We start from the raw sequence: 23,486 nt of genomic DNA on the forward strand, positions 1-23,486 counted from the left end.
ATTCATCGTCGCACCCCTCCCTTCCTGCCAAAGCGGTGCGAGATTTCATTAGCAAGCTTTTCCGAATCAAAAATATCATACGGAAGCGGCTTTATCGAAAGCGGCTCAGCTTTTAAACGCTCGTTGAATTGCATAATAAACTGTGTAATGTCCGGCAGATCCAACCCGGCCGCCCGAATGCGCTTCGGGTCGCAGAATACGTCTGCAGGTGTACCTTCCATCCACAACTGCCCTTCATTCAGCACATATAAATAATCCGCATACAGCGCCGCGTCTTCCATGCTGTGTGTCACAAGCACCGTTGTCCGCTTCTCTGTACGATGAATGCGAGCGACCATCTCCAAGATTTCTTTATGTCCGGCCGGATCAAGGCCGGCGGTTGGCTCATCTAGCACAAGCACCTGTGGGTCCATCACCAGCACACCCGCAAGCGCTACACGCCGCATCTGTCCACCACTAAGCGCAAACGGAGACTTTTCTCCGACTTTATCGGGGTCAAGCCCAACAAGCCGCAGCGCTGCATCTGCGCGCCCGGCAATCATCTCCGTAGGCAACCCCATATTTACAAGCCCGAAGGCTACATCTTTGCGAACCGTCTCTTCAAAAAGCTGATACTCCGGGTACTGAAACGCAAGTCCGACTTTCTGACGGAGCACTTCCAGCCCTTTTTTCTTTTTAACCGGAAGAATAAAATCCCCAATCGCCATCGTTCCTTCTGTTGGCGCAAGCAAGCCGTTAAGCATCTGGATGAGCGTAGACTTGCCGGAACCCGTATGTCCAATTACTGCTACATATTGGCCATAGGGGATCGAGAGCGACATCTCCCGTAGCGCTCGCTGCTCGAAAGGTGTGGCTTTGCCGTATGTATAGCCTACTTCTTCAAAGCGGATGTCCATAGACGGTCTAACACCCCTTCCGTCGTCATCTCAAGCCCCGGGAACGAAAGCCCCTTCTTCTGCAACCGATCTTGCAAGCCAGAAGCAAACGGTACATCAAGCCCTAAGCTACGCAGCCAGTCTACACGTTGATACACCTCAGATGGCATACCCTCCCCGACTTTAGAGCCGTTATCTATTACAATAATCCGATCACTTGCAAGCGTTTCCTCTAAATAATGCGTAATCTGAATCACAGTCATGCCAAGCTCACGATTCATCCGATGTACAACATCCAGCACTTCACGGCGTCCGCGCGGATCAAGCATCGCTGTCGCTTCGTCGAGCACAAGCACGGCTGGACGGATTGCTAGAATCCCAGCAATGGCCACCCGCTGCTTCTGCCCGCCGGAGAGACGGTTCGGCTCTGCCTGCCGATACGCGGTCATATGTACTTTCTCTAATGCATCCATAATCCGTACTTCCATCTCTTCTGGAGGTACACCGAGATTCTCCATCCCGAACGCAATATCATCTTCCACTGTAGGAGCGACGAACTGATTATCTGGATTCTGGAACACCATGCCGACGGTCTGACGCACATCCCAGATACGCTCCTCATCCACTGTTACAGCCCCATTTACTTCTACGACTCCTTCGACTGGCAAAAGCAAGCCATTCAGCATTTTGGCAAGTGTTGACTTACCAGACCCATTATGGCCAATAATCGAAAGAAATTCGCCCTGCTTCACTTCAAACGAAACGCCTTTCACCGCACGCTCGTCTGCCCCCTCATATGCAAACGAAACATCTGTTAGGCGGATGATGATACTCCCACTCACGCCCATCCTCTCCTTGCCGCTCAGATCGTTTTTTTATACGCAAAAAAAGGGTGATTACTCCTCACCCTTTCTTGCGTCAGTGCTAACTATTCAACTAACTCAAGATATACCATCGGTGCACCGTCTCCACGACGCGGTCCGATTTTTAAGATGCGAGTGTAACCACCTTGACGCTCAGAAAAGCGAGGTGCAATTGTATCGAACAACTTTTGGATTGCATCCTGGTTTGTTTCAGCGTTCGCTACTTCTTTACGCACAAAAGCGGCTACTTGACGACGAGCGTGCAGGTCACCGCGTTTAGCCAGAGTAATCATTTTATCAGCGATCGAACGCAGCTCTTTCGCTTTGCTTTCAGTCGTTTCAATACGCTCGTGGATGATGAGATCTGTTACAAGATCACGGAACAGAGCCTTACGAGCGGAGCTGTTACGGCCTAATTTAGAGTATGCCATACTTTTTCCCTCCTTAAAGACAAGATGTTCTATTCGTCTTTGCGAAGACCCAGTCCAAGCTCTTCCAGCTTTTCCTGTACTTCTTCAAGCGATTTGCGGCCCAGATTACGGACTTTCATCATATCTTCTTCTGTTTTTTGTGTCAGTTCCTGAACAGTGTTGATGCCAGCGCGCTTCAGGCAATTGTAAGAGCGAACAGAAAGGTCGAGTTCCTCAATCGTCATCTCAAGGACTTTCTCTTTCTTATCTTCCTCTTTCTCTACCATAATCTCTGCTTCCTGGGCTTCATCCGTCAGGCCAACGAACAGATTAAGATGTTCTGTCATAATCTTCGCACCGAGGCTAACCGCTTCTTCCGGACGAATACTTCCATCTGTCCATACTTCTAACGTTAATTTATCGTAGTTTGTCACCTGACCCACACGTGTATTTTCTACCTGGTAGTTTACACGGGTGATTGGTGTGTAGATTGAATCAATCGGAAGTACGCCAATCGGCATATCTGGACGTTTGTTCTGGTCAGCGGAAACATATCCACGGCCACGATTCGCATACATACGGATACGGAGACGGGCTCCCTGCTCCATTGTCGCGATGACGAGATCCGGGTTAAGGATTTCCACGTCGCTATCCGCACGGATATCTGCTGCTGTAACAACGCCAGCGCCTTCCGCATCAATTTCAAGAACTTTCTCCTCGTCCGAATGGATTTTGAGAGAAAGAGTTTTTAAATTTAAGATGATCTGGGTAGTATCTTCTACCACGCCTTCGATCGTGGAGAACTCGTGGAGGACCCCATCGATTTGAACGCTGGTAATTGCGGCGCCCGGAAGCGAAGAGAGCAGAATACGGCGCAGCGAGTTACCGAGCGTAGTCCCGTATCCTCGTTCAAGCGGTTCAACCACAAATTTACCATAGGTAGAGTCTTCACTTGCTTCTACCACTTCGATCTTTGGCTTTTCGATTTCGATCATCAACGAAACCCTCCTTCAAAACGTCGAAAATTCCGGACGGGTCATAAGGTCCACGACCGGAATTCCCCTTTACGGTTACCAGTAAATCGCAACCAAAGCACAGACCTGCTTGTATCATACTACCATATTATGCACAGGCGTATAACTTTTTAAACTTGCTATTATATGCGACTTGCTGACAAATTATACACGGCGACGTTTTGGTGGACGGCAACCATTATGAGGAATCGGAGTAACGTCTTTAATCATGTTAACTTCGAGTCCTGTTGCTTGCAGGGAACGGATTGCAGCTTCACGGCCTGACCCTGGACCTTTAACCAGAACTTCAACCACCTTCATGCCATGCTCCATTGCTGCTTTACCAGCTTGCTCAGCAGCCATTTGTGCAGCGAACGGAGTGCTTTTACGGGAACCACGGAAGCCGAGGCCACCAGCACTTGCCCAGGAGATTGCATTTCCGTGCGGATCAGTAATAGTAACGATGGTGTTATTGAATGTAGAACGGATATGCGCGATGCCAGACTCAATATTTTTACGATCGCGACGACGTGTACGAGTCGCAGCTACTTTTCTTTTCGCCAACTTCATTTACCTCCTTTACTTCTTCTTGTTCGCTACAGTGCGGCGCGGACCTTTACGAGTACGAGCATTTGTTTTCGTACGCTGACCACGAACCGGCAGACCTTTGCGGTGACGAACACCACGGAAGCAGCCGATTTCCACAAGGCGCTTGATGCTGAGGGATACTTCACGGCGAAGGTCACCTTCAACTTTAACACTTTTGTCGATGTATTCACGAAGCTTACCAGCTTCTTCTTCTGTCAGATCGCGAACGCGAGTCTGCTCGCTGATGCCTGTTTCAGTCAGGATCTTCTCAGCTGTTGGACGGCCGATGCCGAAAATATACGTTAACGCGATTACTACGCGTTTGTCACGAGGTAAATCAACTCCCGCAATACGTGCCACGTGTCGTGCACCTCCTTATAAATTAACCTTGACGCTGCTTATGTTTCGGATTTTCGCAGATTACCATAACTTTGCCTTTGCGTCGAATGATTTTGCATTTCTCGCAAATCTGCTTTACAGATGGTCTTACTTTCACTCGAATAACCTCCTGTCATTTCTAGAAAGCCGGAAGTATTAGAGGTTGGAGGTCATATTCGCACCTCTAACTTCTTGTTTCCGTCTCTATTTATAGCGATATGTGATCCGCCCACGGGTCAAATCATACGGTGATAATTCAACGGTAACTTTGTCACCTGGCAGTATACGAATGAAATGCATACGGATTTTCCCGGATACGTGAGCAAGCACTTTGTGCCCGTTCTCCAGCTCTACGCGGAACATCGCGTTCGGTAGAGGCTCAATCACGGTTCCTTCCACTTCAATTACGTCTTCTTTCGCCATAAAGCCACTCTCCTTTCGTAAGCCGGTTTGCTTCATAAGCATGTTATCCAACGGCAATCATACCACATCATGTAGTACAATCATACCCTTGTTAAGATTTCATAGCCATCTTCAGTAATCGCAATCGTATGTTCAAAGTGCGCGCACATTGAACCGTCCACCGTAACGACTGTCCAGTCATCCGCCAGCGTTTGCACGTAGCGTTTGCCTGCATTCACCATCGGCTCAATTGCCAGTACCATGCCCGGCTTTAATCTCGTTCCACGTCCTGGAGGTCCGTAGTTTGGAATTTGCGGATCTTCATGCAAATCCCGTCCGATGCCATGACCTACATATTCGCGAACAATAGAGTATCCAGCTGCTTCCGCATATACTTGAATAGCATGAGAGATATCTGTCAGGCGCGCGTCAGGCTTCGCTTTCGCAAGCCCTTCGAACAGAGACTGCTCTGTTACATCAAGCAGACGCTGGTTCTCTAGAGTGATCTGGCCTACACCATATGTCCAGGCTGAATCCCCATGATATCCTTCTACTTCTGCTCCGATATCGATACTGACGATGTCTCCATCATTCAACTTGCGTTGGCCTGGAATGCCGTGAACCAACTCTTCGTTAACAGAAATGCATACACTGCCCGTAAAGCCTCCATAGCCTTTGAAAGAAGGTTTTGCTCCGTGTTTGCGAATAAAGCGTTCAGCAATGTCGTCGAGTTCAGCTGTTGTGATCCCTGGACGGACTGCTGCTTGCAGTTCGTTATGCGTGAGAGCGACGATACGTCCCGCTTCTCTCATGATGTCGATTTCTGCTTTGGACTTGCAAATGATCATTGAGTTTTCCCTCTCAATACTTGTGCAACATCCTCAAACACCTTGTCTATATCTTGTTGCCCGTTGATATCACGGAGCAATCCTTTTGCTTCATAGTACTTCAGAATCGGCGCAGACTGTTCGATGTTTACATCGAGGCGGGTCGCAACTGTTGCTTCGTTGTCATCATCCCGCTGGTACAACTCTCCGCCACACTTGTCGCAGATGCCTTCCTGGGAAGTTGGATTAAACACTACATGGTACGTCGCACCGCAGCTTCGGCAAATGCGTCGGCCAGTCAGACGTTCCAGCAGGATGCTGCGATCAACATCGATATTAATCACATGGTCAATCTCGCGCGCGAGACTCTCAAGCATCACATCAAGTGCTTCTGCCTGAGCGAGCGTACGCGGAAATCCGTCAAGCATAAAGCCTTTCTCACAATCAGCTTTGCCCAAACGCTCTTTGACAATACCGATTACCACTTCATCCGGTACAAGATGCCCCTGATCCATGTAGGACTTCGCCAGTTTCCCCATCTCTGTCTCATCTTTAATGGCCGCCCGGAACATGTCGCCTGTCGAAATGTGTGGAATACCAAACCCCTCAACAATGCGCTCCCCTTGCGTTCCTTTACCTGCTCCTGGCAAACCCATTAAGATAATATTCATCTCTACCCCTCCATACGTCAGTTAATGAACAGCCTTCTTTGTACTACTTCTACTTAATAAAACCTTTGTAATGCCGTTTTACAAGCTGAGTTTCGATTTGCTTCATCGTATCGAGTGCAACCCCGATCACAATCAAGATGGTTGTTCCTCCGATTCGAATGCTAGCCGGAAGCCCGCTTACCGCGGAGAACAGCATAGGCAAAATCGAGATCACGGCCAAAAATACCGCGCCTGCCAACGTAATTCGGTTTAATGTTCGAGTAATATACTGGGCTGTCTCATCTCCTGGACGTATCCCCGGGATATATCCGCCGTTCTTTTTCATGTTGTCAGCCATCTGTGTCGGATTAACCTGAACGAACACGTAGAAGTACGTGAATCCAAGAATAAGCAGCACATACAGCACGATACCAAGCCAGTTGCTTGAGCTCATTGTCTGGATATTAAACGTCTGGATCACCCAGTTTGCTACCGGATTCCCCGCCCAGAATTGAGCAATCGTTGGCGGGAAAATGACTAAAGACAGAGCGAAGATTACAGGAATAACTCCGGCACTGTTTACTTTTAACGGGATGTGAGTCGATTGACCCCCATACATCTTGCGGCCAACCACGCGCTTTGCATACTGCACCGGCACTTTACGAATGCCCTGCTGGACATACACAACTGCCATGATGAGCAATACGAGCGCCAGCACAATTCCTACGAGTTTCACGATGTTCATAAACACCTGATCCCCCGCGCCGAGGAACTCGGTCGCATAGAGCTGCTTCGCTCCATTCGGAATCGCAGCTACGATCCCCGCAAAGATAATAATAGAAATCCCGTTTCCGATGCCCTTCTCGGTAATTTGCTCACCGAGCCACATCAGGAATGCTGTACCCGCAGTGAGTACAATTGCGATTAACGCATATGTTGTGAAAGAAGGATCCTTGACAAGTCCTGGCATCATTCGGTTAAATCCGATTGATAACCCGGTTGCCTGAATCACCCCAAGAACGATTGTTCCATACCGGGTGAACTGGGCAATTTTACGCCGACCAATATCTCCCTCTTTCGACCACTGCGTCAATGTCGGTACGACATCCATAGACAAAAGCTGCATGATAATGGATGCGGTGATGTATGGCATAATCCCCATCGCGAAGATGGAGAAGTGAGCCAGTGCACCACCAGAGAACGTATTTAGAAACCCAAACACATTATTCTGCTGCGACAGTTGCTCAAGTACCGATACGTTGATATTAGGTACCGGAACAAAGCTGCCAATCCGAAAGACGACAAGCATCAAAAGGGTAAAAATCACCTTTCGACGCAAGTCGGCAATCTTGAATATATTGGCAACAGTGGAGAACATTAGATCACCTCGGTTTTTCCGCCAAGAGCCTCAATCTTTTCAACTGCAGATTGAGAAAACTTCTGGGCTTGAACCGTCAGCTTAACGTTTAATTCTCCGTTCCCTAAAATCTTAACGCCATCACGGACGTTTTTAATGATGCCTGCTTCAAGCAGAGCTTCAGGTGTAACAACCGCATCAGCCGCAAACTTGTTCAGCTGATCCAGACCCACAATCGCAAACTCTTTACGGTTCGGATTTGTGAAGCCACGTTTCGGCAGACGACGGTACAGCGGGTTTTGACCACCCTCGAAACCTGGACGAACACCACCGCCTGAACGGGAGTTCTGACCTTTGTGACCGCGACCAGCAGTCTTGCCGTTACCGGAACCAATACCGCGACCTACACGGTTGCGTGTTTTGCGGGAACCTTCAGCAGGTTGAATTTCGTGTAACTTCATCGTTGCACCTCCTCTGTATCGCAAAGTATATATTACGCTTCGATTTCTTTAACTTCAACCATGTGCTTTACTTTTTCCACCATGCCGCGCATTGCAGCGTTGTCTTCTTTAACAACTGTCTGGTGGATTTTGCGAAGACCGAGAGCAGCTACAGTAGCTTTCTGGTTTTCCGTGCGACCAATCAGGCTGCGTTTAAGAGTAATTTGCAGTTTCGCCATGAGTTAAGTTCCTCCTAACCTAAAAGCTCTTCCGCAGTCTTACCGCGAAGCTTTGCAACTTGATCAACTGTTTTCAGGCGGCTTAAGCCTTCAAGTGTTGCGTTAACCATGTTGATCGGGTTGTTAGATCCCAGAGATTTACTCAGTACATCGCCTACACCAGCAAGTTCGAGCACTGCACGAACCGGGCCACCAGCGATAACTCCAGTACCTTCTGAAGCAGGTTTCATAAATACGCGACCTGCGCCAAAACGTCCGTGTACTTCGTGTGGGAGTGTAGTTCCTACGAGTGGAACTTTAATCAGGTTTTTCTTTGCATCTTCGATGGCTTTACGGATTGCATCCGGCACCTCTTGAGCTTTACCCATACCTGTGCCAACGTGTCCGTTTTTATCGCCAACGACTACTAGAGCGCTGAAGCTGAAGCGACGGCCACCTTTAACAACTTTTGCTACGCGGTTAATGGCGACAACTTTCTCTTCGAGCTCCAGGTTGGAAGCGTCAATACGCATGAAGTTCCCTCCTTATATAAGGATTTTCGATCAAATAATTAGAATTGCAGGCCAGCTTCACGAGCAGCATCTGCAAGAGCTTTAACACGTCCATGGTAGAGATATCCACCACGGTCAAATACAACTTCTTTCACGCCTTTTTCGATTGCACGTTTTGCCACGAGTTCGCCGACTTTTGCAGCAGACTCCTGGTTACCACCGTGACCGAGTTGGCCTTTCAGTTCCGGATCAACAGTAGAAGCAGCAGCGAGTGTTACACCTGCTACGTCATCAATCAGTTGAGCGTAGATGTGGTTCGAAGAACGGTATACGTTCAGGCGCGGCATTTGAGCTGTGCCATTTACTTTCTTACGAACACGCAGATGTCTTTTCTTGCGACTTTTGTTTTTATCCTGTTTCGTAATCACGTACTTTCACTCCTTTCCTTACAATCGCCTTAGCGATTACTTCTTACCAGTTTTACCTTCTTTACGACGTACGCGCTCACCTTGGTAGCGAATACCTTTACCTTTGTAAGGCTCTGGTTTGCGGACAGCACGGATTTCAGAAGCGATTTGGCCTACACGCTCTTTGTCGATACCTTTGACAATGATTTGTGTTTGAGCCGGCACTTCGAATTCGATGCCTGCTTCCGGAGTGATTTCAACCGGATGAGAGTAACCCACGTTCAGAGTCAGGTTCGAGCCGCTTTTCGCTGCACGGTAACCTACACCAACGAGTTCAAGTGCTTTAGAGAATCCGTTCGTTACACCTTCTACCATGTTGGCGATGACGCTACGAGTTGTACCATGCAGAGCACGGTGCAGTTTATTGTCAGAAGGACGCTCAACGTTAATTGCGTTGCCTTCAACTTTTACGATAACTTCGCTGTGAAGTGTACGGGACAGTGTGCCTTTCGGTCCTTTGACAGTCAGGGTCACGCCGTCGAGCGTCACTTCAACGCCGGCTGGAATTACAACCGGTTTTTTACCAATACGGGACATTCGTTACACCTCCGTTCGTTGTCGAATGTATTACCAAACGTATGCTAATACTTCGCCGCCCGCTTGCTGTTGACGAGCTTGTTTATCAGTCATAACACCTTTAGATGTAGAGATAACCGCGATTCCAAGTCCGCCCAGAACGCGTGGAATCTCATTGTTTTTTGCGTATACACGCAGGCCTGGTTTGCTGATGCGTTTCAGACCGTTAATTACGCGCTCATTGCCCGTACCGTACTTCAGAAAAATACGGAGGATGCCCTGCTTGTTATCTTCCACATATTCAACGTCACGTACAAAGCCTTCTTCTTTCAGAATGTTAGCGATGTCGCGCTTGATTTTGGAAGCAGGCACTTCCAGTTTCTCATGACGCACCATATTGGCATTGCGAATACGTGTAAGCATATCTGCAATTGGATCTGTCATTACCATATGTTTAACCTCCTTCCCGTTCTCAGGGATTACCAGCTTGCTTTTTTAACTCCAGGTAGTTGACCCTGGTATGCTAAGTCGCGAATACAAATCCGGCAAAGTTTAAATTTGCGATACACTGAATGCGGACGTCCGCAACGTTCGCAACGAGTATAACCTTGCACTTTAAACTTCGGCGTACGTTGCTGTTTCACGATCATGGATTTTTTAGCCACGTGTTTCCCTCCTTATCAAATAAAATCGGAGATTACTTGACGAAAGGAGCGCCGAGTTGTGTTAACAGTTCACGGGCTTCTTCGTCCGTATTTGCTGTTGTTACGATAACAATGTCCATACCACGGATGGCATCAACTTTATCGTACTCAATTTCCGGGAAGAGAAGCTGTTCTTTCAGACCGAGTGTGTAGTTACCGCGACCATCGAAAGCTTTCGACGAGATACCGCGGAAGTCACGAACACGCGGGAGAGAAATGTTGAACAGTTTATCTAAGAAGTGATACATACGCTCACCGCGTAGCGTCACTTTGCAACCGATTGGCATACCTTCACGAAGACGGAAGCCTGCGATTGATTTCTTTGCACGAGTGACAACCGGTTTTTGACCTGCGATTAATTCGAGTTCACGAACCGCGCTGTCGAGGATTTTCGGATTGGCAACAGCCTCACCGAGACCCATATTGATAACAATTTTATCAAGCTTAGGCGCCTGCATTACGGATTTGTAACCGAATTTTTGCATCATCGCCGGCATGATTTTTTCTTTGTATGTCTCAACCATTCTTGCAGCCATTCAAATGACCTCCTTTCCGACCTGACTACTATTCGATAACTTCGCCAGATTTTTTCGCGATACGAACTTTCTTTCCGTCTACAATCTTGTGACCAATACGAGTCGGTTCACCTGTTTTCGGATCTGCGATCATTACGTTGGAAGAGTGAATTGCTGCTTCCTGTGTAACGATGCCACCTTGCGGATTGTTCGGGTTCGGACGAGTATGTTTCTTCACCATGTTCACACCTTCAACAAGCACACGGCCTGTTTTTGGGTAAGCAGCGAGAACGCGTCCTTTTTTTCCTTTATCTTTACCGCTGATAACAACAACGTTATCACCAGTTTTCACGTGCAGTTTAATGCGTTCGGACATGACGGCACCTCCTTGTCATTCAACTTAATGCCTTTTTTTCAGGAATTACAGTACTTCAGGAGCCAGAGATACGATCTTCATGAAGTCTTTATCACGAAGTTCCCGGGCAACTGGTCCGAAGATACGAGTTCCGCGCGGGCCTTTGTCTTCGCGGACGATTACAGCTGCGTTTTCATCAAAGCGGATGTAAGAGCCGTCTTTACGACGAGCGCCAGTTTTCGTCCGTACGATTACCGCTTTAACTACGTCGCCTTTCTTAACAACGCCACCTGGTGTTGCTTGTTTCACCGAGCAAACAATAACGTCACCGATATTAGCGAATTTACGGCCAGAGCCACCCAGAACTTTAATGCACATCAGTTCTTTCGCGCCAGAGTTGTCGGCTACACGTAAACGAGTTTGAGTTTGGATCACGGAGAGTCCCTCCCTTCAGATGTAACTAAACGTTCGTCAAATACTAGATAATAACGGCTTTCTCAACCACTTCAACGAGTCTCCAACGCTTGTCTTTAGACAGCGGGCGAGTTTCCATGATTTTTACAAGATCACCGATTTTCGCTGTGTTCTGCTCATCATGAGCTTTGAACTTCTTGGAGTATTTCACGCGCTTTCCGTAAAGCGGGTGCTTTTTGTATGTTTCAACAAGAACAACGATGGTTTTATCCATTTTGTCAGAAACAACTTTACCAAGAACAACTTTACGTGCGTTGCGTTCTACTGCCATGTGATATGCCTCCCTCCTGATTTAATTAGCTAATGCCTAATTCACGTTCACGGAGAACGGTTTTTGCACGCGCGATAGCCTTACGAACCTGGCCAATCTGTGCAGTGTTGTCTAATTGACCTGTCGCTAATTGAAAACGGAGGTTGAAAAGCTCTTCTTTCATAGAAGTAACTTTTTGTTCGATTTCGGCAGTGGTTAAGTTGCGAATTTCATTAGCTTTCATTTGCGTCACCACCCACTTCTTCCCGTTTTACAAACTTACATTTCACCGGAAGTTTGTGCATAGCCAGACGCATTGCTTCGCGTGCCGTTTCTTCCGGAACACCAGCCAGCTCAAACATAATCTTACCCGGTTTAACGATTGCTACCCATTTCTCAACAGAACCTTTACCGGAACCCATGCGGACTTCGAGAGGCTTTTGAGTAACTGGTTTATCCGGGAAAATTTTAATCCATACTTTACCGCCACGTTTGATGTAACGAGTCATCGCAATACGCGCAGATTCGATTTGACGGTTTGTGATCCAGGAGGCTTCCAGAGCTTGCAGGCCGTATTCACCGAAAGCTACTTGAGTGCCGCCTTTGGCTTGCCCTCTCATTTTTCCGCGGTGTTGTTTGCGGTGTTTTACGCGCTTAGGAATCAACATGATTATTTGCCTCCTTCCTCTTCAGTTCTTTTCTTCGCCTGAGGAAGAACTTCTCCACGGTAAATCCATACTTTTACGCCGATTTTTCCGTACGTAGTATCGGCTTCAGCAGTACCGTAATCAATATCAGCACGAAGTGTGTGAAGCGGAACTGTACCTTCGCTATATCCTTCAGAACGAGCGATATCCGCGCCACCAAGACGGCCACTTACCATTGTTTTAATACCTTGTGCACCCGAACGCATTGTGCGTTGCAGAGACTGCTTTTGTGCACGACGGAAAGAAATACGGTTTTCGAGCTGACGAGCAATGCTCTGAGCTACGAGGTTTGCATCCATATCCGGATTTTTGATTTCGTTGATGTTGATGTGAACTTTCTTGCTTGTCAGGCTAGACAGTGCTTTGCGCAGTTTTTCAACTTCGCTACCGCCTTTACCAATTACCATGCCTGGCTTAGCAGTGTTAATTGTAACATTTACACGGTTAGCTGCGCGCTCGATTTCTACTGTAGAAACAGAAGCGTCTTTCAGCTGGTCCTTAACGAATTGACGGACTTTCAAGTCTTCGTGAAGAAGAGTAGCATAGTCTTTGTCTGCGAACCATTTGGATTCCCAGTCACGAATAACGCCTACACGAAGTCCAATCGGGCTAACTTTCTGACCCACTCGCTATCCCTCCTTATTTTTCAGATACTACAACCGTAATGTGGCTAGTACGCTTATTGATTCGGCTTGCGCGACCCATTGCACGTGGGCGGAAACGCTTCAGCGTCGGGCCTTCATCTACAAATACTTTGCTTACGACCAGGTCGTTCGCATCTAAATTCATGTTATGCTCAGCATTCGCAACAGCAGAGAGCAACACTTTCTCGATTACTGGAGAACCAGCCTTCGGAGTGTGCTTCAGGATTGCAAGAGCCTCACCTACTTGCTTGCCTCGAATCAGGTCTACAACGAGACGAACTTTACGAGGTGCAATACGGATATAACGTGCTACCGCTTTTGCTTCCATAGTGAGTGACCTCCTCTCTTAACTTGACGTCCGAGTATTACCGTCTCGTCTTCTTGTCAGTGTCTACGTGACCTTTGAAGGTACGAGTTGGAGCAAATTCTCCAAGTTTATGTCCGACCATATCTTCGGTTACATATACAGGTACATGCTTGCGACCATCGTACACTGCAAATGTGTGACCAATGAAATCTGGGAAGATTGTAGAGCGACGAGACCAAGTTTTAATAACCTTTTTGTCTTCTTTCGCGTTATGCTCTTCGACCTTTTTCATGAGGTGGTCATCTACAAAAGGTCCTTTTTTTAAGCTGCGTCCCATGAACGAACCTCCCTTCGTGATAGAAGTGCGGTTTCAAATGACCGCACCGTTATACCATTATTTTTTGCGGCTACGAACAATGTATTTGCTAGAGTGCTTGTTTTTCTTACGAGTTTTCGCACCAAGCGTCGGTTTACCCCAAGGAGTGAGTGGACCGCTACGACCAATTGGAGCGCGACCTTCACCACCACCGTGTGGGTGATCATTCGGGTTCATTACGGAACCACGAACGGTTGGACGCTTGCCTAACCAGCGAGAGCGACCTGCTTTACCGATGTTGATCAGTTCATGATCTCCATTACCTACGCCACCGATTGTAGCACGGCACTCTTTACGGATCATACGAGTTTCACCAGAAGTGAGACGTACGATTGCGTAATCGCCATCGCGACCGAGCAATTGAGCTGATGTACCAGCAGAACGAACCAGCTGTCCACCTTTGCCTGCTTTCAGTTCGATGTTGTGGATAACTGTACCTACCGGAATTTTCTCAAGCGGCAGTGCGTTACCTACTTTGATATCTGCATCTACGCCAGATTCGATAATCGTGCCAACTTGAAGTCCTTGTGGAGCCAAGATGTAACGTTTCTCACCATCTGCATAGTTGATAAGAGCAATATTAGCCGAACGGTTCGGATCGTATTCGATTGTTGCTACACGACCTGGGATGCCGTCTTTGTTACGTTTAAAGTCAATGATACGGTACTTCTGCTTATGACCGCCACCATGATGACGAACAGTAATTTTACCCTGGTTGTTACGACCAGCGTTTTTGCTTTTCGGAGCAAGCAAGGATTTTTCCGGCTTCGAAGTAGTGATCTCTTCGAAAGTGGATACTGTCATCTGACGACGAGCAGGAGAAGTCGGTTTGTACTTTTTAATTGCCATTTGTTTTCCCTCCTTCGCTCTGTCTTTAGATATTAAATGCCTTCGAAGAATTCGAGAGCTTTGCTATCTTCGCTTAATTGAACGATTGCTTTTTTCCAGTCAGAACGTTTACCTAAATATTTACCTACGCGCTTCGGTTTACCTTTAACACGCAATGTGTTTACGTTCAGAACTTTCACGTCGAAGATGCGTTGAACAGCATCTTTGATTTCTGTTTTGTTTGCACGTAAATCAACTTCAAATACGTATTTGTTGCTAGACATCATGTCAGCAGTACGTTCGGTAATGACCGGGCGCTTGATAATATCACGAGGATCTTTCATTATGCAAGCACCTCCTCAACTTTTGCCACTGCATCTTGCGTGATGATCATTTTTTCATGATGCAGAACATCAAGAACGTTGATCCCGCTAGCAGAAACAAATTTTACACCAGGAATGTTGCGAGCAGACAGTGCAACGTTGTCGTTGTAGTCGCCTGTTACAACAAGAACTTTTTTCGAAGCGTTCAGACTTCCGAGCACTTGAACCATTTCTTTTGTTTTCGGTGCATCGAAGTTCAGAGCGTCAAGAACAATAACTTCATCGCTTTGCACTTTAGAAGACAGTGCAGATTTGATAGCCAAACGACGAACTTTTTTCGGGAGCTTGTAAGAGTAGCTACGCGGAGTCGGTCCGAATACTACACCACCGCCAACCCATTGTGGAGAACGGATACTACCCTGACGAGCGCGTCCTGTTCCTTTTTGTTTCCACGGTTTACGTCCACCACCGCGAACAGCGGAGCGGTTTTTCACAGCGTGTGTACCAGCGCGAAGGGAAGCCTGCTGCATGATTACATAATCAGCAAGTACCGCTTCGTTCGGCTCGATTCCGAATACTGTATCGTTCAGTTCGACTTCGCCTACTTGAGCGCCAGTTTGGTTAAAAAGTGTTACTTTAGGCATTGCGAGTCCTCCTTTCTTAATTAGTTGCTACCTTTTACAGCGTTTTTTACAGTTACGAAGCTGTTTTTCGGGCCTGGAATTGCACCTTTCACTAACAGCAGGTTACGTTCTGTATCGATTGAAACGATCTCAAGGTTCTGAACTGTGATCTGCTCGCCACCCATACGTCCTGGCAATGCTTTGCCTTTCAGTACGCGGTTAGCAGCGATTGAGCCCATTGAACCAGGACGACGATGGTAACGGGAACCGTGAGCCATCGGTCCGCGAGATTGACCGTGACGTTTGATCGAACCAGCGAAACCTTTACCTTTTGAAGTACCGGTTACGTCAACGATGTCTCCCTCTGCAAAAATATCAGCTTTAATCTCTTGACCTACTTCGTATTGACCGAGGTCTACATTACGAAGTTCACGAACGAAGCGCTTAGGCGTTGTGTTAGCTTTCGCTGCATGGCCTTGTTCCGGTTTGTTTGTACGAACTGCTTTCTTATCAGCAAAGCCGATTTGGATCGCTTCGTATCCGTCAGTTGTTGCATCTTTCTTCTGAAGAACAACACACGGACCTGCTTCGATAACAGTTACCGGAATAACAATGCCTTCTGGAGTGAAAACTTGAGTCATTCCAACCTTTTTACCTAAGATTCCTTTGGTCATGATAGCCACCTCCTATTAAGTAATCAGTTAATATATGTTTTCGTTCATTGCATTCAGCTTACAGCTTGATTTCAATGTCAACACCTGATGGCAGGTCAAGACGCATAAGCGAATCAACTGTTTGCGGTGTTGGGTTCACAATATCGATCAGACGCTTGTGTGTACGCATTTCGAATTGCTCACGGGAATCCTTATATTTGTGCACCGCACGAAGAATCGTGAAGACGTTACGTTCTGTCGGAAGCGGGATCGGGCCAGAAACTTCTGCACCTGAGCGCTTTGCAGTATCAACAATCTTTTCTGCGGACTGATCAAGAATTCTGTGATCGTATGCTTTCAAGCGGATACGAATTTTTTGCTTTGCCATTGTAGTCCCTCCTTTGTCGCCTATTTTGATAAATAGACATTCTCAGCGAAAAAACCTGACAACCGGCCATGGCATCGGAGCCTGGTGTGTCAGCAACCTCCCGCGTCATCGCGTCTACAAACCAACATTCAAAAGTATATCAAAAGCACCCAGTGAATGCAAGCTTTTTCTACATCTAGATTATTTTTTTATTTGATAACCCAGACCTTGAACATTCTATCCTATCCCTTCAAAAATTGCAAGGTGAGTATTTTAACTTTTTTTACGCCAGATCTGACCAGCTTCGGTATAAAAATATCCGATCTACATACGTTAAGCATGTACATCTTAGTGAAGACGGAGGGATATAATCACCATGGCACAGAAGAATAAGAAGAAACAGGAAATCCATGATGTTCACACACTTATTAATGAGATGGAAAAAACACCGGCTATGGTCAATGTAGCTGATGAGATTGAACAGGATGAGGTCAATCACAAAGATACCGGTATTACAAACAACTAAAATGAAAAAGCAAAAAGAGAAAGGGGATCAGTCCCTTTCTCTTTTTGCTTTCTTTATATGTAGCTTTATGCCTGGTTGATCCGACGGTTAATTTCACGGCTTAACTCAGCCAGCTCAGCTGCCATCCCCGCTACATTACTTGCTGCATCCCGCATCTCTTCTGACACCGTCTCCAGATTTTTAATATCACTTGTCACCTGTTTAATGCTTGCAAGCGACGCTGAAATCGCCTTCAAAATGTCTTGGAAGCTTGATCTTGCTTCGGAAGCATGACTTGTTCCTGCTTCCACCAGGCTTGTCGTACCTTGCAGGGAATTTACAACATCTTGTACATCCGCCTGCGAGATCTGCACAAGATCAGAAATTTCTGTGAGCGCCTTGCTTGTATCATCCGCAAGCTTCTTGACTTCATTCGCTACAACCATAAAGCTGCGTCCGTGCTCTCCCCCGGCCCGTGATGCTTCAATCGCTGCGTTGAGTGCGAGGATGTTGGTCATCTTGGAAATTTTCTGAATAAATTCAATGATTGATTCAATCTGGTTGGAGCTGTCACTCAGCTTGGCAATCTTCTGCTGAACCGATTCGAAGAAGTTCTCGATCTGCTCCATCGTATCGAACGTCTGGTCAATGATGCGTTCTCCAGCTGTCGCATGCTTCATAATATTTTCTGAGCTTTCTTCTACATTCTGTGCATCGTTGTATACTTTTTCTGTGGCATAGAACATCTCACTGGCAGAAGAACTCGTCTGCTGAGCCGTTGCCGCTAGCATCTCACCAGACCCAACAAGTTTATGCTGTACCTGCTTGATCTCTTCTTGTACGCGCATGCGGTCTTTAATGTAGATAGCAATATACGACTCCATGATAATCTGTGTATCCAGATTTATAAGAGCTGAGATGGCTGTAACCAGTTCAATACCGCGTTCGAGATCACGCGCCGCATATTTCTCCATAATTTTGCGGATAAAAAATTCCATGATCAGTTGATTAGCCGCAATGTACCAGCTCGGCAGAAGCCGCACTCGATTGTGCACGTTGCCAATCTTCATGCGATAGTTTACATATTCCATATCCACCTGATCCGTTGCGAGAGAGCCACAGTACATTTTAAACGTCTTGCCAAGTCGATCTACTGTTGTATGCTCTTGAATGATACCTTTCAGCTCATCTGTATTCATCAACTTATCATAAAAAATCTCAATTAATTCGTCTGCCACATCCTCCATGAACCCTTTACTTTCGGCTAACAATTTTAAGCGCTTGGGTGTAAGATTGAGAAATTCTTTGCGCTTTTCAAGCTCCACTTCAGTCATATGTTGAAACACATTAGGTCGTCCACTCTTAACCAGTTCGTGGTAGTCATCCAGAATTTGTTCTTTTGTCGTACTGTGCATATTTCTTTTCTCCCCCTTTAGTCTTCCCTTATCTATGTACATTGCCTTCTTTATTAAAGAGGTAATAATCACATTTTATCATAACCCTACACAAAAAGATGGTTAAATTATACTTTTACGGATAAAAATCCTATGATGATATATGGCATTTTGAGGGCGGATAATCCGCCCTCTCCATCAATAAAGTCGCCTCTTTATATATTGATATACATGAGACCAAAGCGTCCACAAAGCAGCGCATCGTACAGGAATCTGAATACGGACCTTTTCCTTGTGGGCCATCGTGATTTCTCCTTCTCGTTCGAAATCTTCATATCATCACCGTAGTATGAACAACCCGCTACAATCGCTCCATGCCCATCAGTTCAATTTCTGTGTTACTAATATCAGATGCCAGCCGCCTGAGTTGCTGCACGACTTCTCCTGAGCAGCGTTCCAGCTCCCGAAGCATCTCCCGCGCTTCCTTCGACTTACCATCTACTGAAGCCCTATAGATAGCAAAAGCCAGGTCATGCATTTTTCGATGCGGCTTCTCCAACGCCTCAATTGCTTGATTGGATTGCTTCAACTGCACATTCAGCTGGCACATCACAACCTTCGTTCCACACTCCACTTCCTCCGTCTCTTGCTGCATCCGGCTAATCGTCTCATTCACCCGGGAGACCGATGCTGTCGTCTGGGCCGCAATATTATTAATGAAGCCGACTACGTTTGCGATGTCGATCATTTTCCCGAAATGGCCGAACCCGCTTCTGTACAAAATCAGGAGAAATTCGTGTGAAAAACATAGCAGCAGCTCCTTCCCAAATTTATTCTTGTTCAACAGCTGGTATAAAACGCTCTCGTCCTCCACAGGCTAACAGAAGAAAACGGAGGTGTTAGCACATGAAACTCTCACAGTTACCCATTAATCAGGAGCAGCTTGTACAGGCATGGCAGCAAACGCTCCCCTCTACTTTCCATCCGACAGACCGGGTGGAAGTAACGGCTGATACACGTAACCCACAGTCCCTTCTGATTCATGTTCATACAGCCGGACACTCAAACTATTCATTTGATTATGAATGCCGCTACATGGACCCACGCGAGGTTCAAGTACGTCTGATCGAAATGCAGAGAGACGGCTATGCCATTTCAAAGCCGAGTCCGGACATTGAAGATCTGTCAGGTACCTATATGCGGCACATTCATGAGTGTGCACAGACGCTACATCCGACTACTCATCCACACTAAAGCAGAATGGAGGACACACCTAATGACCAAAAATCATAACCCTGGTGTTGATAAGAATCTGCAAAATGTCGTAAAAGATCTGAATCAAGTGAAAGCCGGGAGCTTCCATGCCAAACAGATTCAACAAGATGTAAATGACCGGCGTCACCAGGATGACATGAATCACAATGAATAAGGGGTAAAAAATACTACCTGACAGAGAATGTTTGCTGTCAGGTAGTGTTTGATTACAGTATTTTCTTAATATGAATTTCTTTTTCTTCAGCCAGATCCACAATCTTCGGCTGCTTCATTGGTCGGTTAACCCGGTTAAAATATACTTTTACAATCGGAGTTACACCACTGTTTTTCCGGACGTTAATAACTACACCCGTCTCTCCGGTTGAAAGGGAAACAAGCGATCCGAGCGGATATACAGCAATATGCTTACAAAATACGTCGACTACACTTCCATCAAAGTACTTGTTCTTTCCTTCCATCAGAATTCCAAGTGCTTCACGTGGAAGTTTTCCGTTCATGTTTACCAACGTATCGTACTCCTCTACTACCGCTACAATCCGGCTAGACAGCGGAATTTCTTCCCCCTTTTTCGCAGATGGATAGCCACTTCCATCCCAGCGCTCATGATGATTCAACACCATATCCGCTACTGAACCCGGCATTCCCATTTCTTTAAGAATGTAATAGCCGTAGCGGGAGTGTTCCGCAAACTGTGCTTTCTCATAGCTGCTCAGTTCCTTGCCACCAATTAAAAACGGCATCTCCCGCAGCCCTACATCATGTAGGAATGCACCCATCCCAATACAGTACACGTCTTCATCAGAAAGATTCATCAATCCACCAACAAGCATAGACAGCACGCCTGAATTGACGATGTGGTTGTAGAAGGAGTCATTATCGAGTACACGAAGTTCCATCAAAAGCGAAAGCAAGTCCTCATTATTCAGCACCTGATGCATCATCGGACGCACACGTGCGGCCACATCATACACCTGGTCACTCAGATTGGCTCCTCGGTCGTCCGGAGCATAAAGCGCCAGCCTTTCTTCACTCATCTGCAAAAGCTTCTGCTTCAAAGAATCAATAGGATTCAACATCAAAGTGTAGCGGTCGTTGATCGCAACAGATAGAATGGAGCGCTTCTCAAGTGATGAAATTACTACTTCATTCAGCGTTACTCCCGCTTTTACAAGCACCATTTTCGTCCGTGGACAGGTCACATCTTCCTTGACCACCATGCCCGGACGAAGCTCACGAACTGGAACCCGATCCATGTGGCTCCCTGCCTTTCTTTATAGAAATTACAGATGGGCTTCCATCTCAATAGAAGCCAGTTTCTTGTCCTGCACCTGAATATGCATAATCAACCACTCCAACAGCTCTTTTTTCAGTGTCTGAACAAGCGCTTGTGTAATCCCACTTTCTTCAATTTCCATTTTCAGCGCGAACATCTTCTTGATAAAGATCGAGTGCTGATCACGATGCATCTCAAACTCCTCATACAAGGAGCGCATCATAACATTTTCTTCGCTTTTAAAATGAAATAACGTGTACTGCAAAACATAGCCAACTGTATCTTCAATAAACTCTTCATCATTCTGCTGAATGGCGTCTAGCAGCATATTAATGCGGTCAATCAATTGACGATGCTGATCATCCACAAATTCGATTCCGGTGTATAGATCATCTGTGAATTCTACTTTTGTAATTTCTTCACTCATTTCTTCTCCCCCTTATGCAGTGATCACCATCTATAGCGGGATACTTCTTTCTGATGGATGGTAGCCAAGTGTTTATCCCGGACATTGATGTGATTCACAAGCCAGTCCACCAGATCAGTTTTTAGCGTGGCTACAAGTTCAGGTGTAACACCACCCACTGCGATCTTACGCTTTATCTGGTATACATTCTTAATGAACTTGGAATGCTCGTCTCTGTGTGAGGCAAAACCAGGATATGAATCTTTAATCATAATTCCCTCTTCGGCACTAAAATGCTCAATTACATACTCAGCTAGATAGTCCACCGTCTGCAGCGTAAGGACTGTGTCATTCTGATCAGCTACCCGGAAAAACTCGATGATTCGATCAAATAATTCACGATGCTGATCATCAACAATGCCAATGCCAGTTTCTAGATCGGAACTCCATTGAATCTCCATCCTACTTCCCCCTTCGTATGATGCGATGTTTTTTCCTTAATTTTACTACGATTATACTAAATTATGAGAAAATAATCACAATTTATTTTGAAAATTTAAACTTCTTATTTTGAGTGGAATGGGCATGCTATGATAATAAGAAAAAAGGAGATTGGTTACATGCCTGATATAACACTTACACCCGGCACACTTGTTACAGCTTCCTATAAATCAGGGGAGTATATCGGAGAAATTGTTGAACTTTATCCGCCACGTGTGGCTGTCGTCAAAATTCTGGCCGTACAAAAACACCCGGCGCAGGGAGATCTGCACCATCCGTTTGCCACAGATGTGCCGCTCTTTCACCAACGCCGGGCGCTCTCGTATCAGGAGAAGGCATCCGCTCCACTTGCTTCTGTTCGTCTACATACCGGCGAAGTGCCGGGCTATAAGGAATCTCTCTTAGCAGCACTGGATGCAGAAATCCACACGCTGCAAAATGATGACTCCGAATGGGCAAAACGCGCTCTCTCTGAACTGCATGCCCTTCAGAATGAATACCGTACTCTGTAATTCATTCCATCTCTTCTTCATCAGGCCGCCTGTCTGCTTTTCGTGCAGACAGGCGGCCTGATTTGCGTACGGCTTCCCGCAGCAAAAACTCAATGTGTGTGTTTACACTTCTGAATTCATCGGCCGCCCAGCCTTCCAGTGCCTCATACAATTTTGGATCGAGTCGAAGAAGAAATCGTTTTTTCTCCGCCACTGCTTAGTAGAGAGAACCAGAATTAATAACAGGCTGGGCAGAACGTTCAGACACAATGGCAACCAAGAGATTGTTAATCATCGCTGCCTTGCGCTCTTCATCAAGTACAAAACCATCCTGCTCGAGCTGAGCAATGGCTAACTGCACCATTCCAACTGCACCCTCCACAATCTGCTGACGGGCAGAGATGATGGCACTAGCCTGCTGGCGCTGCAGCATCGCACTTGCAATCTCTGTTGCATACGCTAAGTGCGTCAGTCTGGCTTCCATTACTTCAACCCCTGCTACTGTGAGCCGGGACTGTAACTCACGCACGAGTTCTTCCGCAATTTCTTCGCTGTTACCGCGCAGGCTGTATCCTTCTCCATGTGCGTGATCATACGGATAACGGCTTGCTACATAACGAAGCGCGGTCTCACTTTGAATCTCAACGAATGTCTCGTAATTGTCTACATCAAACAGCGCTTTAGCCGAGTCTACTACTTTAAAAACTACAACTGCTGCAATTTCAATCGGATTTCCTTCCACGTCATTTACTTTCAAACGTGCACTGTTAAAATTACGCACCTTAAGCGACACAGAACGACGCACTGTAAATGGTACAGTCAGCCACATCCCATTATTTGAAATCGTGCCCAAATAACGTCCAAAGAAAATAACCGCCTTCGCCTGGTTCGGCTGTACAATTACGATGCCGCTTGCAAGAAGAATCGCACCAATAAGCAGAATCAAACCAAACGGATTCTGCATGAGCACCAATACATAGGCACCTCCCAACCCGATGA

At 46.5% G+C, this 23,486-nt stretch carries 43 protein-coding genes (1 of these 43 cut by a window edge); 4 read left to right on the plus strand and 39 right to left on the minus strand.

Going from position 1 to position 23,486, the window contains the following annotated elements:
• Nucleotides 1–2 precede the first annotated feature (2 nt).
• From CB4_RS00805 to rpsJ, 32 genes are all read right to left on the minus strand, one after another.
• A complete protein-coding gene (locus CB4_RS00805) occupies nucleotides 3–896 on the minus strand; it encodes an energy-coupling factor transporter ATPase (protein ID WP_096463154.1) in 894 nt (297 codons plus the stop codon).
• Nucleotides 872–1,723, minus strand: a complete 852-nt coding sequence (locus CB4_RS00810) for an energy-coupling factor transporter ATPase (protein WP_096463155.1) — start codon at nucleotides 1,721–1,723, stop codon at nucleotides 872–874. The genes CB4_RS00805 and CB4_RS00810 overlap by 25 nt, the downstream gene beginning before the upstream one ends.
• A gap of 80 nt (nucleotides 1,724–1,803) precedes the next feature.
• Complete coding sequence (gene rplQ, locus CB4_RS00815; protein ID WP_096463156.1) at nucleotides 1,804–2,169, minus strand: 50S ribosomal protein L17; 366 nt, start codon at nucleotides 2,167–2,169, stop codon at nucleotides 1,804–1,806.
• A 29-nt stretch (nucleotides 2,170–2,198) separates the two neighbouring features.
• On the minus strand, nucleotides 2,199–3,143 hold the full coding sequence (locus tag CB4_RS00820; protein WP_096463157.1) for a DNA-directed RNA polymerase subunit alpha: 945 nt from the start codon (nucleotides 3,141–3,143) through the stop codon (nucleotides 2,199–2,201).
• A 183-nt stretch (nucleotides 3,144–3,326) separates the two neighbouring features.
• A complete protein-coding gene (rpsK, locus tag CB4_RS00825) occupies nucleotides 3,327–3,725 on the minus strand; it encodes a 30S ribosomal protein S11 (RefSeq protein ID WP_231956110.1) in 399 nt (132 codons plus the stop codon).
• 15 nt (nucleotides 3,726–3,740) lie between these two features.
• The gene (gene rpsM / locus CB4_RS00830) at nucleotides 3,741–4,109 is read right to left on the minus strand and encodes a 30S ribosomal protein S13 (RefSeq protein WP_096463159.1); all 369 of its coding nucleotides are present in this window, start codon (nucleotides 4,107–4,109) and stop codon (nucleotides 3,741–3,743) included.
• Between the two features lie 22 nt (nucleotides 4,110–4,131).
• A complete protein-coding gene (rpmJ, locus tag CB4_RS00835) occupies nucleotides 4,132–4,245 on the minus strand; it encodes a 50S ribosomal protein L36 (RefSeq protein WP_096463160.1) in 114 nt (37 codons plus the stop codon).
• Between the two features lie 86 nt (nucleotides 4,246–4,331).
• Entirely contained in the window at nucleotides 4,332–4,550 is a 219-nt protein-coding gene (infA, locus tag CB4_RS00840) for a translation initiation factor IF-1 (protein WP_003322635.1), read from the minus strand.
• 80 nt (nucleotides 4,551–4,630) lie between these two features.
• A complete protein-coding gene (gene map / locus CB4_RS00845; protein WP_096463161.1) occupies nucleotides 4,631–5,377 on the minus strand; it encodes a type I methionyl aminopeptidase in 747 nt (248 codons plus the stop codon).
• The gene (locus CB4_RS00850) at nucleotides 5,374–6,027 is read right to left on the minus strand and encodes an adenylate kinase (RefSeq protein ID WP_096463162.1); all 654 of its coding nucleotides are present in this window, start codon (nucleotides 6,025–6,027) and stop codon (nucleotides 5,374–5,376) included. The genes map and CB4_RS00850 overlap by 4 nt, the downstream gene beginning before the upstream one ends.
• 49 nt (nucleotides 6,028–6,076) lie before the next feature.
• On the minus strand, nucleotides 6,077–7,384 hold the full coding sequence (gene secY / locus CB4_RS00855; RefSeq protein ID WP_096463163.1) for a preprotein translocase subunit SecY: 1,308 nt from the start codon (nucleotides 7,382–7,384) through the stop codon (nucleotides 6,077–6,079).
• Nucleotides 7,384–7,824 (minus strand): 50S ribosomal protein L15, encoded by a 441-nt coding sequence (rplO, locus tag CB4_RS00860; RefSeq protein ID WP_096463164.1) that lies wholly within the window; start codon nucleotides 7,822–7,824, stop codon nucleotides 7,384–7,386. The genes secY and rplO overlap by 1 nt, the downstream gene beginning before the upstream one ends.
• A gap of 32 nt (nucleotides 7,825–7,856) precedes the next feature.
• Complete coding sequence (rpmD, locus tag CB4_RS00865) at nucleotides 7,857–8,042, minus strand: 50S ribosomal protein L30 (RefSeq protein ID WP_096463165.1); 186 nt, start codon at nucleotides 8,040–8,042, stop codon at nucleotides 7,857–7,859.
• Between the two features lie 14 nt (nucleotides 8,043–8,056).
• Nucleotides 8,057–8,554 (minus strand): 30S ribosomal protein S5, encoded by a 498-nt coding sequence (gene rpsE, locus CB4_RS00870; RefSeq protein ID WP_096463166.1) that lies wholly within the window; start codon nucleotides 8,552–8,554, stop codon nucleotides 8,057–8,059.
• Between the two features lie 38 nt (nucleotides 8,555–8,592).
• Nucleotides 8,593–8,961 carry a 50S ribosomal protein L18 gene (gene rplR, locus CB4_RS00875; RefSeq protein ID WP_096463167.1) on the minus strand — a complete coding sequence of 123 codons (369 nt, stop codon included), beginning with the start codon at nucleotides 8,959–8,961 and terminating at the stop codon, nucleotides 8,593–8,595.
• 36 nt (nucleotides 8,962–8,997) lie between these two features.
• Nucleotides 8,998–9,537, minus strand: a complete 540-nt coding sequence (gene rplF / locus CB4_RS00880; RefSeq protein WP_096463168.1) for a 50S ribosomal protein L6 — start codon at nucleotides 9,535–9,537, stop codon at nucleotides 8,998–9,000.
• Between the two features lie 30 nt (nucleotides 9,538–9,567).
• Nucleotides 9,568–9,966, minus strand: coding sequence for a 30S ribosomal protein S8 (gene rpsH, locus CB4_RS00885; RefSeq protein WP_096463169.1), 399 nt, complete (start codon nucleotides 9,964–9,966; stop codon nucleotides 9,568–9,570).
• 29 nt (nucleotides 9,967–9,995) lie between these two features.
• Nucleotides 9,996–10,181 carry a type Z 30S ribosomal protein S14 gene (locus CB4_RS00890; RefSeq protein WP_096463170.1) on the minus strand — a complete coding sequence of 62 codons (186 nt, stop codon included), beginning with the start codon at nucleotides 10,179–10,181 and terminating at the stop codon, nucleotides 9,996–9,998.
• A 32-nt stretch (nucleotides 10,182–10,213) separates the two neighbouring features.
• Nucleotides 10,214–10,756 (minus strand): 50S ribosomal protein L5, encoded by a 543-nt coding sequence (rplE, locus tag CB4_RS00895; RefSeq protein ID WP_096463171.1) that lies wholly within the window; start codon nucleotides 10,754–10,756, stop codon nucleotides 10,214–10,216.
• Between the two features lie 28 nt (nucleotides 10,757–10,784).
• A complete protein-coding gene (gene rplX, locus CB4_RS00900; protein ID WP_096467575.1) occupies nucleotides 10,785–11,093 on the minus strand; it encodes a 50S ribosomal protein L24 in 309 nt (102 codons plus the stop codon).
• A gap of 63 nt (nucleotides 11,094–11,156) precedes the next feature.
• Nucleotides 11,157–11,525: a 50S ribosomal protein L14 gene (gene rplN / locus CB4_RS00905; RefSeq protein WP_096463172.1), complete on the minus strand. Its 369-nt coding sequence runs from the start codon at nucleotides 11,523–11,525 to the stop codon at nucleotides 11,157–11,159.
• Between the two features lie 43 nt (nucleotides 11,526–11,568).
• Nucleotides 11,569–11,835 carry a 30S ribosomal protein S17 gene (gene rpsQ, locus CB4_RS00910; protein ID WP_096463173.1) on the minus strand — a complete coding sequence of 89 codons (267 nt, stop codon included), beginning with the start codon at nucleotides 11,833–11,835 and terminating at the stop codon, nucleotides 11,569–11,571.
• 25 nt (nucleotides 11,836–11,860) lie between these two features.
• Nucleotides 11,861–12,058: a 50S ribosomal protein L29 gene (rpmC, locus tag CB4_RS00915; protein WP_096463174.1), complete on the minus strand. Its 198-nt coding sequence runs from the start codon at nucleotides 12,056–12,058 to the stop codon at nucleotides 11,861–11,863.
• Nucleotides 12,048–12,482: a 50S ribosomal protein L16 gene (gene rplP / locus CB4_RS00920; RefSeq protein ID WP_096463175.1), complete on the minus strand. Its 435-nt coding sequence runs from the start codon at nucleotides 12,480–12,482 to the stop codon at nucleotides 12,048–12,050. Before rplP ends, rpmC begins: the two co-directional genes overlap by 11 nt.
• A gap of 2 nt (nucleotides 12,483–12,484) precedes the next feature.
• Nucleotides 12,485–13,147 (minus strand): 30S ribosomal protein S3, encoded by a 663-nt coding sequence (gene rpsC, locus CB4_RS00925; protein WP_096463176.1) that lies wholly within the window; start codon nucleotides 13,145–13,147, stop codon nucleotides 12,485–12,487.
• 13 nt (nucleotides 13,148–13,160) lie between these two features.
• Nucleotides 13,161–13,493 (minus strand): 50S ribosomal protein L22, encoded by a 333-nt coding sequence (rplV, locus tag CB4_RS00930; protein WP_096463177.1) that lies wholly within the window; start codon nucleotides 13,491–13,493, stop codon nucleotides 13,161–13,163.
• Nucleotides 13,494–13,530: 37 nt separating this feature from the next.
• A complete protein-coding gene (gene rpsS, locus CB4_RS00935; protein WP_096463178.1) occupies nucleotides 13,531–13,809 on the minus strand; it encodes a 30S ribosomal protein S19 in 279 nt (92 codons plus the stop codon).
• A 57-nt stretch (nucleotides 13,810–13,866) separates the two neighbouring features.
• Nucleotides 13,867–14,697 (minus strand): 50S ribosomal protein L2, encoded by an 831-nt coding sequence (gene rplB / locus CB4_RS00940; protein ID WP_096463179.1) that lies wholly within the window; start codon nucleotides 14,695–14,697, stop codon nucleotides 13,867–13,869.
• 32 nt (nucleotides 14,698–14,729) lie between these two features.
• Complete coding sequence (rplW, locus tag CB4_RS00945) at nucleotides 14,730–15,020, minus strand: 50S ribosomal protein L23 (RefSeq protein WP_096463180.1); 291 nt, start codon at nucleotides 15,018–15,020, stop codon at nucleotides 14,730–14,732.
• Nucleotides 15,020–15,643 carry a 50S ribosomal protein L4 gene (gene rplD / locus CB4_RS00950; RefSeq protein ID WP_096463181.1) on the minus strand — a complete coding sequence of 208 codons (624 nt, stop codon included), beginning with the start codon at nucleotides 15,641–15,643 and terminating at the stop codon, nucleotides 15,020–15,022. Before rplD ends, rplW begins: the two co-directional genes overlap by 1 nt.
• A 20-nt stretch (nucleotides 15,644–15,663) precedes the next feature.
• Complete coding sequence (gene rplC / locus CB4_RS00955; RefSeq protein WP_096463182.1) at nucleotides 15,664–16,296, minus strand: 50S ribosomal protein L3; 633 nt, start codon at nucleotides 16,294–16,296, stop codon at nucleotides 15,664–15,666.
• 58 nt (nucleotides 16,297–16,354) lie between these two features.
• Nucleotides 16,355–16,663 (minus strand): 30S ribosomal protein S10, encoded by a 309-nt coding sequence (gene rpsJ, locus CB4_RS00960; protein WP_040305031.1) that lies wholly within the window; start codon nucleotides 16,661–16,663, stop codon nucleotides 16,355–16,357.
• A 355-nt stretch (nucleotides 16,664–17,018) separates the two neighbouring features.
• Here rpsJ and CB4_RS20775 point away from each other — a divergent pair, with 355 nt between their 5' ends.
• Nucleotides 17,019–17,168, plus strand: a complete 150-nt coding sequence (locus tag CB4_RS20775; RefSeq protein ID WP_157737757.1) for a hypothetical protein — start codon at nucleotides 17,019–17,021, stop codon at nucleotides 17,166–17,168.
• Between the two features lie 65 nt (nucleotides 17,169–17,233).
• On the opposite strand, the gene CB4_RS00965 is transcribed toward CB4_RS20775, so the two are convergent.
• Complete coding sequence (locus CB4_RS00965) at nucleotides 17,234–18,562, minus strand: globin-coupled sensor protein (RefSeq protein ID WP_172890739.1); 1,329 nt, start codon at nucleotides 18,560–18,562, stop codon at nucleotides 17,234–17,236.
• 340 nt (nucleotides 18,563–18,902) lie between these two features.
• Nucleotides 18,903–19,289, minus strand: coding sequence for a hypothetical protein (locus tag CB4_RS00970; protein ID WP_146226661.1), 387 nt, complete (start codon nucleotides 19,287–19,289; stop codon nucleotides 18,903–18,905).
• Nucleotides 19,290–19,447: 158 nt separating this feature from the next.
• Between CB4_RS00970 and CB4_RS00975 the strand changes: the two genes are divergently transcribed.
• The gene (locus CB4_RS00975; RefSeq protein ID WP_096463185.1) at nucleotides 19,448–19,795 is read left to right on the plus strand and encodes a hypothetical protein; all 348 of its coding nucleotides are present in this window, start codon (nucleotides 19,448–19,450) and stop codon (nucleotides 19,793–19,795) included.
• 22 nt (nucleotides 19,796–19,817) lie between these two features.
• Entirely contained in the window at nucleotides 19,818–19,970 is a 153-nt protein-coding gene (locus CB4_RS21225; protein WP_172890741.1) for a hypothetical protein, read from the plus strand.
• Nucleotides 19,971–20,022: 52 nt separating this feature from the next.
• Here CB4_RS21225 and CB4_RS00980 read toward each other — a convergent pair whose 3' ends face one another.
• The 3 genes from CB4_RS00980 to CB4_RS00990 are packed head-to-tail and all read right to left on the minus strand — an operon-like array spanning nucleotide 20,023 to nucleotide 21,956.
• Nucleotides 20,023–21,069, minus strand: a complete 1,047-nt coding sequence (locus CB4_RS00980; RefSeq protein ID WP_096463186.1) for an HD-GYP domain-containing protein — start codon at nucleotides 21,067–21,069, stop codon at nucleotides 20,023–20,025.
• 27 nt (nucleotides 21,070–21,096) lie between these two features.
• Nucleotides 21,097–21,516, minus strand: coding sequence for a bacteriohemerythrin (locus tag CB4_RS00985; protein WP_096463187.1), 420 nt, complete (start codon nucleotides 21,514–21,516; stop codon nucleotides 21,097–21,099).
• 23 nt (nucleotides 21,517–21,539) lie between these two features.
• Nucleotides 21,540–21,956 (minus strand): bacteriohemerythrin, encoded by a 417-nt coding sequence (locus CB4_RS00990; RefSeq protein ID WP_096463188.1) that lies wholly within the window; start codon nucleotides 21,954–21,956, stop codon nucleotides 21,540–21,542.
• Between the two features lie 159 nt (nucleotides 21,957–22,115).
• Between CB4_RS00990 and kapB the strand changes: the two genes are divergently transcribed.
• Nucleotides 22,116–22,508 (plus strand): kinase-associated lipoprotein KapB, encoded by a 393-nt coding sequence (gene kapB / locus CB4_RS00995; RefSeq protein ID WP_172890743.1) that lies wholly within the window; start codon nucleotides 22,116–22,118, stop codon nucleotides 22,506–22,508.
• Between the two features lies 1 nt (nucleotide 22,509).
• On the opposite strand, the gene CB4_RS01000 is transcribed toward kapB, so the two are convergent.
• Together CB4_RS01000 and CB4_RS01005 are read right to left on the minus strand one after the other, a co-directional pair.
• Nucleotides 22,510–22,701, minus strand: coding sequence for a type II toxin-antitoxin system antitoxin (locus CB4_RS01000; protein ID WP_096463190.1), 192 nt, complete (start codon nucleotides 22,699–22,701; stop codon nucleotides 22,510–22,512).
• 3 nt (nucleotides 22,702–22,704) lie between these two features.
• Nucleotides 22,705–23,486: the 3' portion of an SPFH domain-containing protein gene (locus CB4_RS01005; protein WP_096463191.1), read on the minus strand. Its footprint extends 58 nt past the window's final position; only the last 782 of its 840 coding nucleotides appear in the window; its start codon lies off the right edge, out of view; it ends in the stop codon at nucleotides 22,705–22,707.

Source organism: Aneurinibacillus soli, from assembly GCF_002355375.1.
In the GTDB taxonomy this organism is placed as follows: domain Bacteria; phylum Bacillota; class Bacilli; order Aneurinibacillales; family Aneurinibacillaceae; genus Aneurinibacillus; species Aneurinibacillus soli.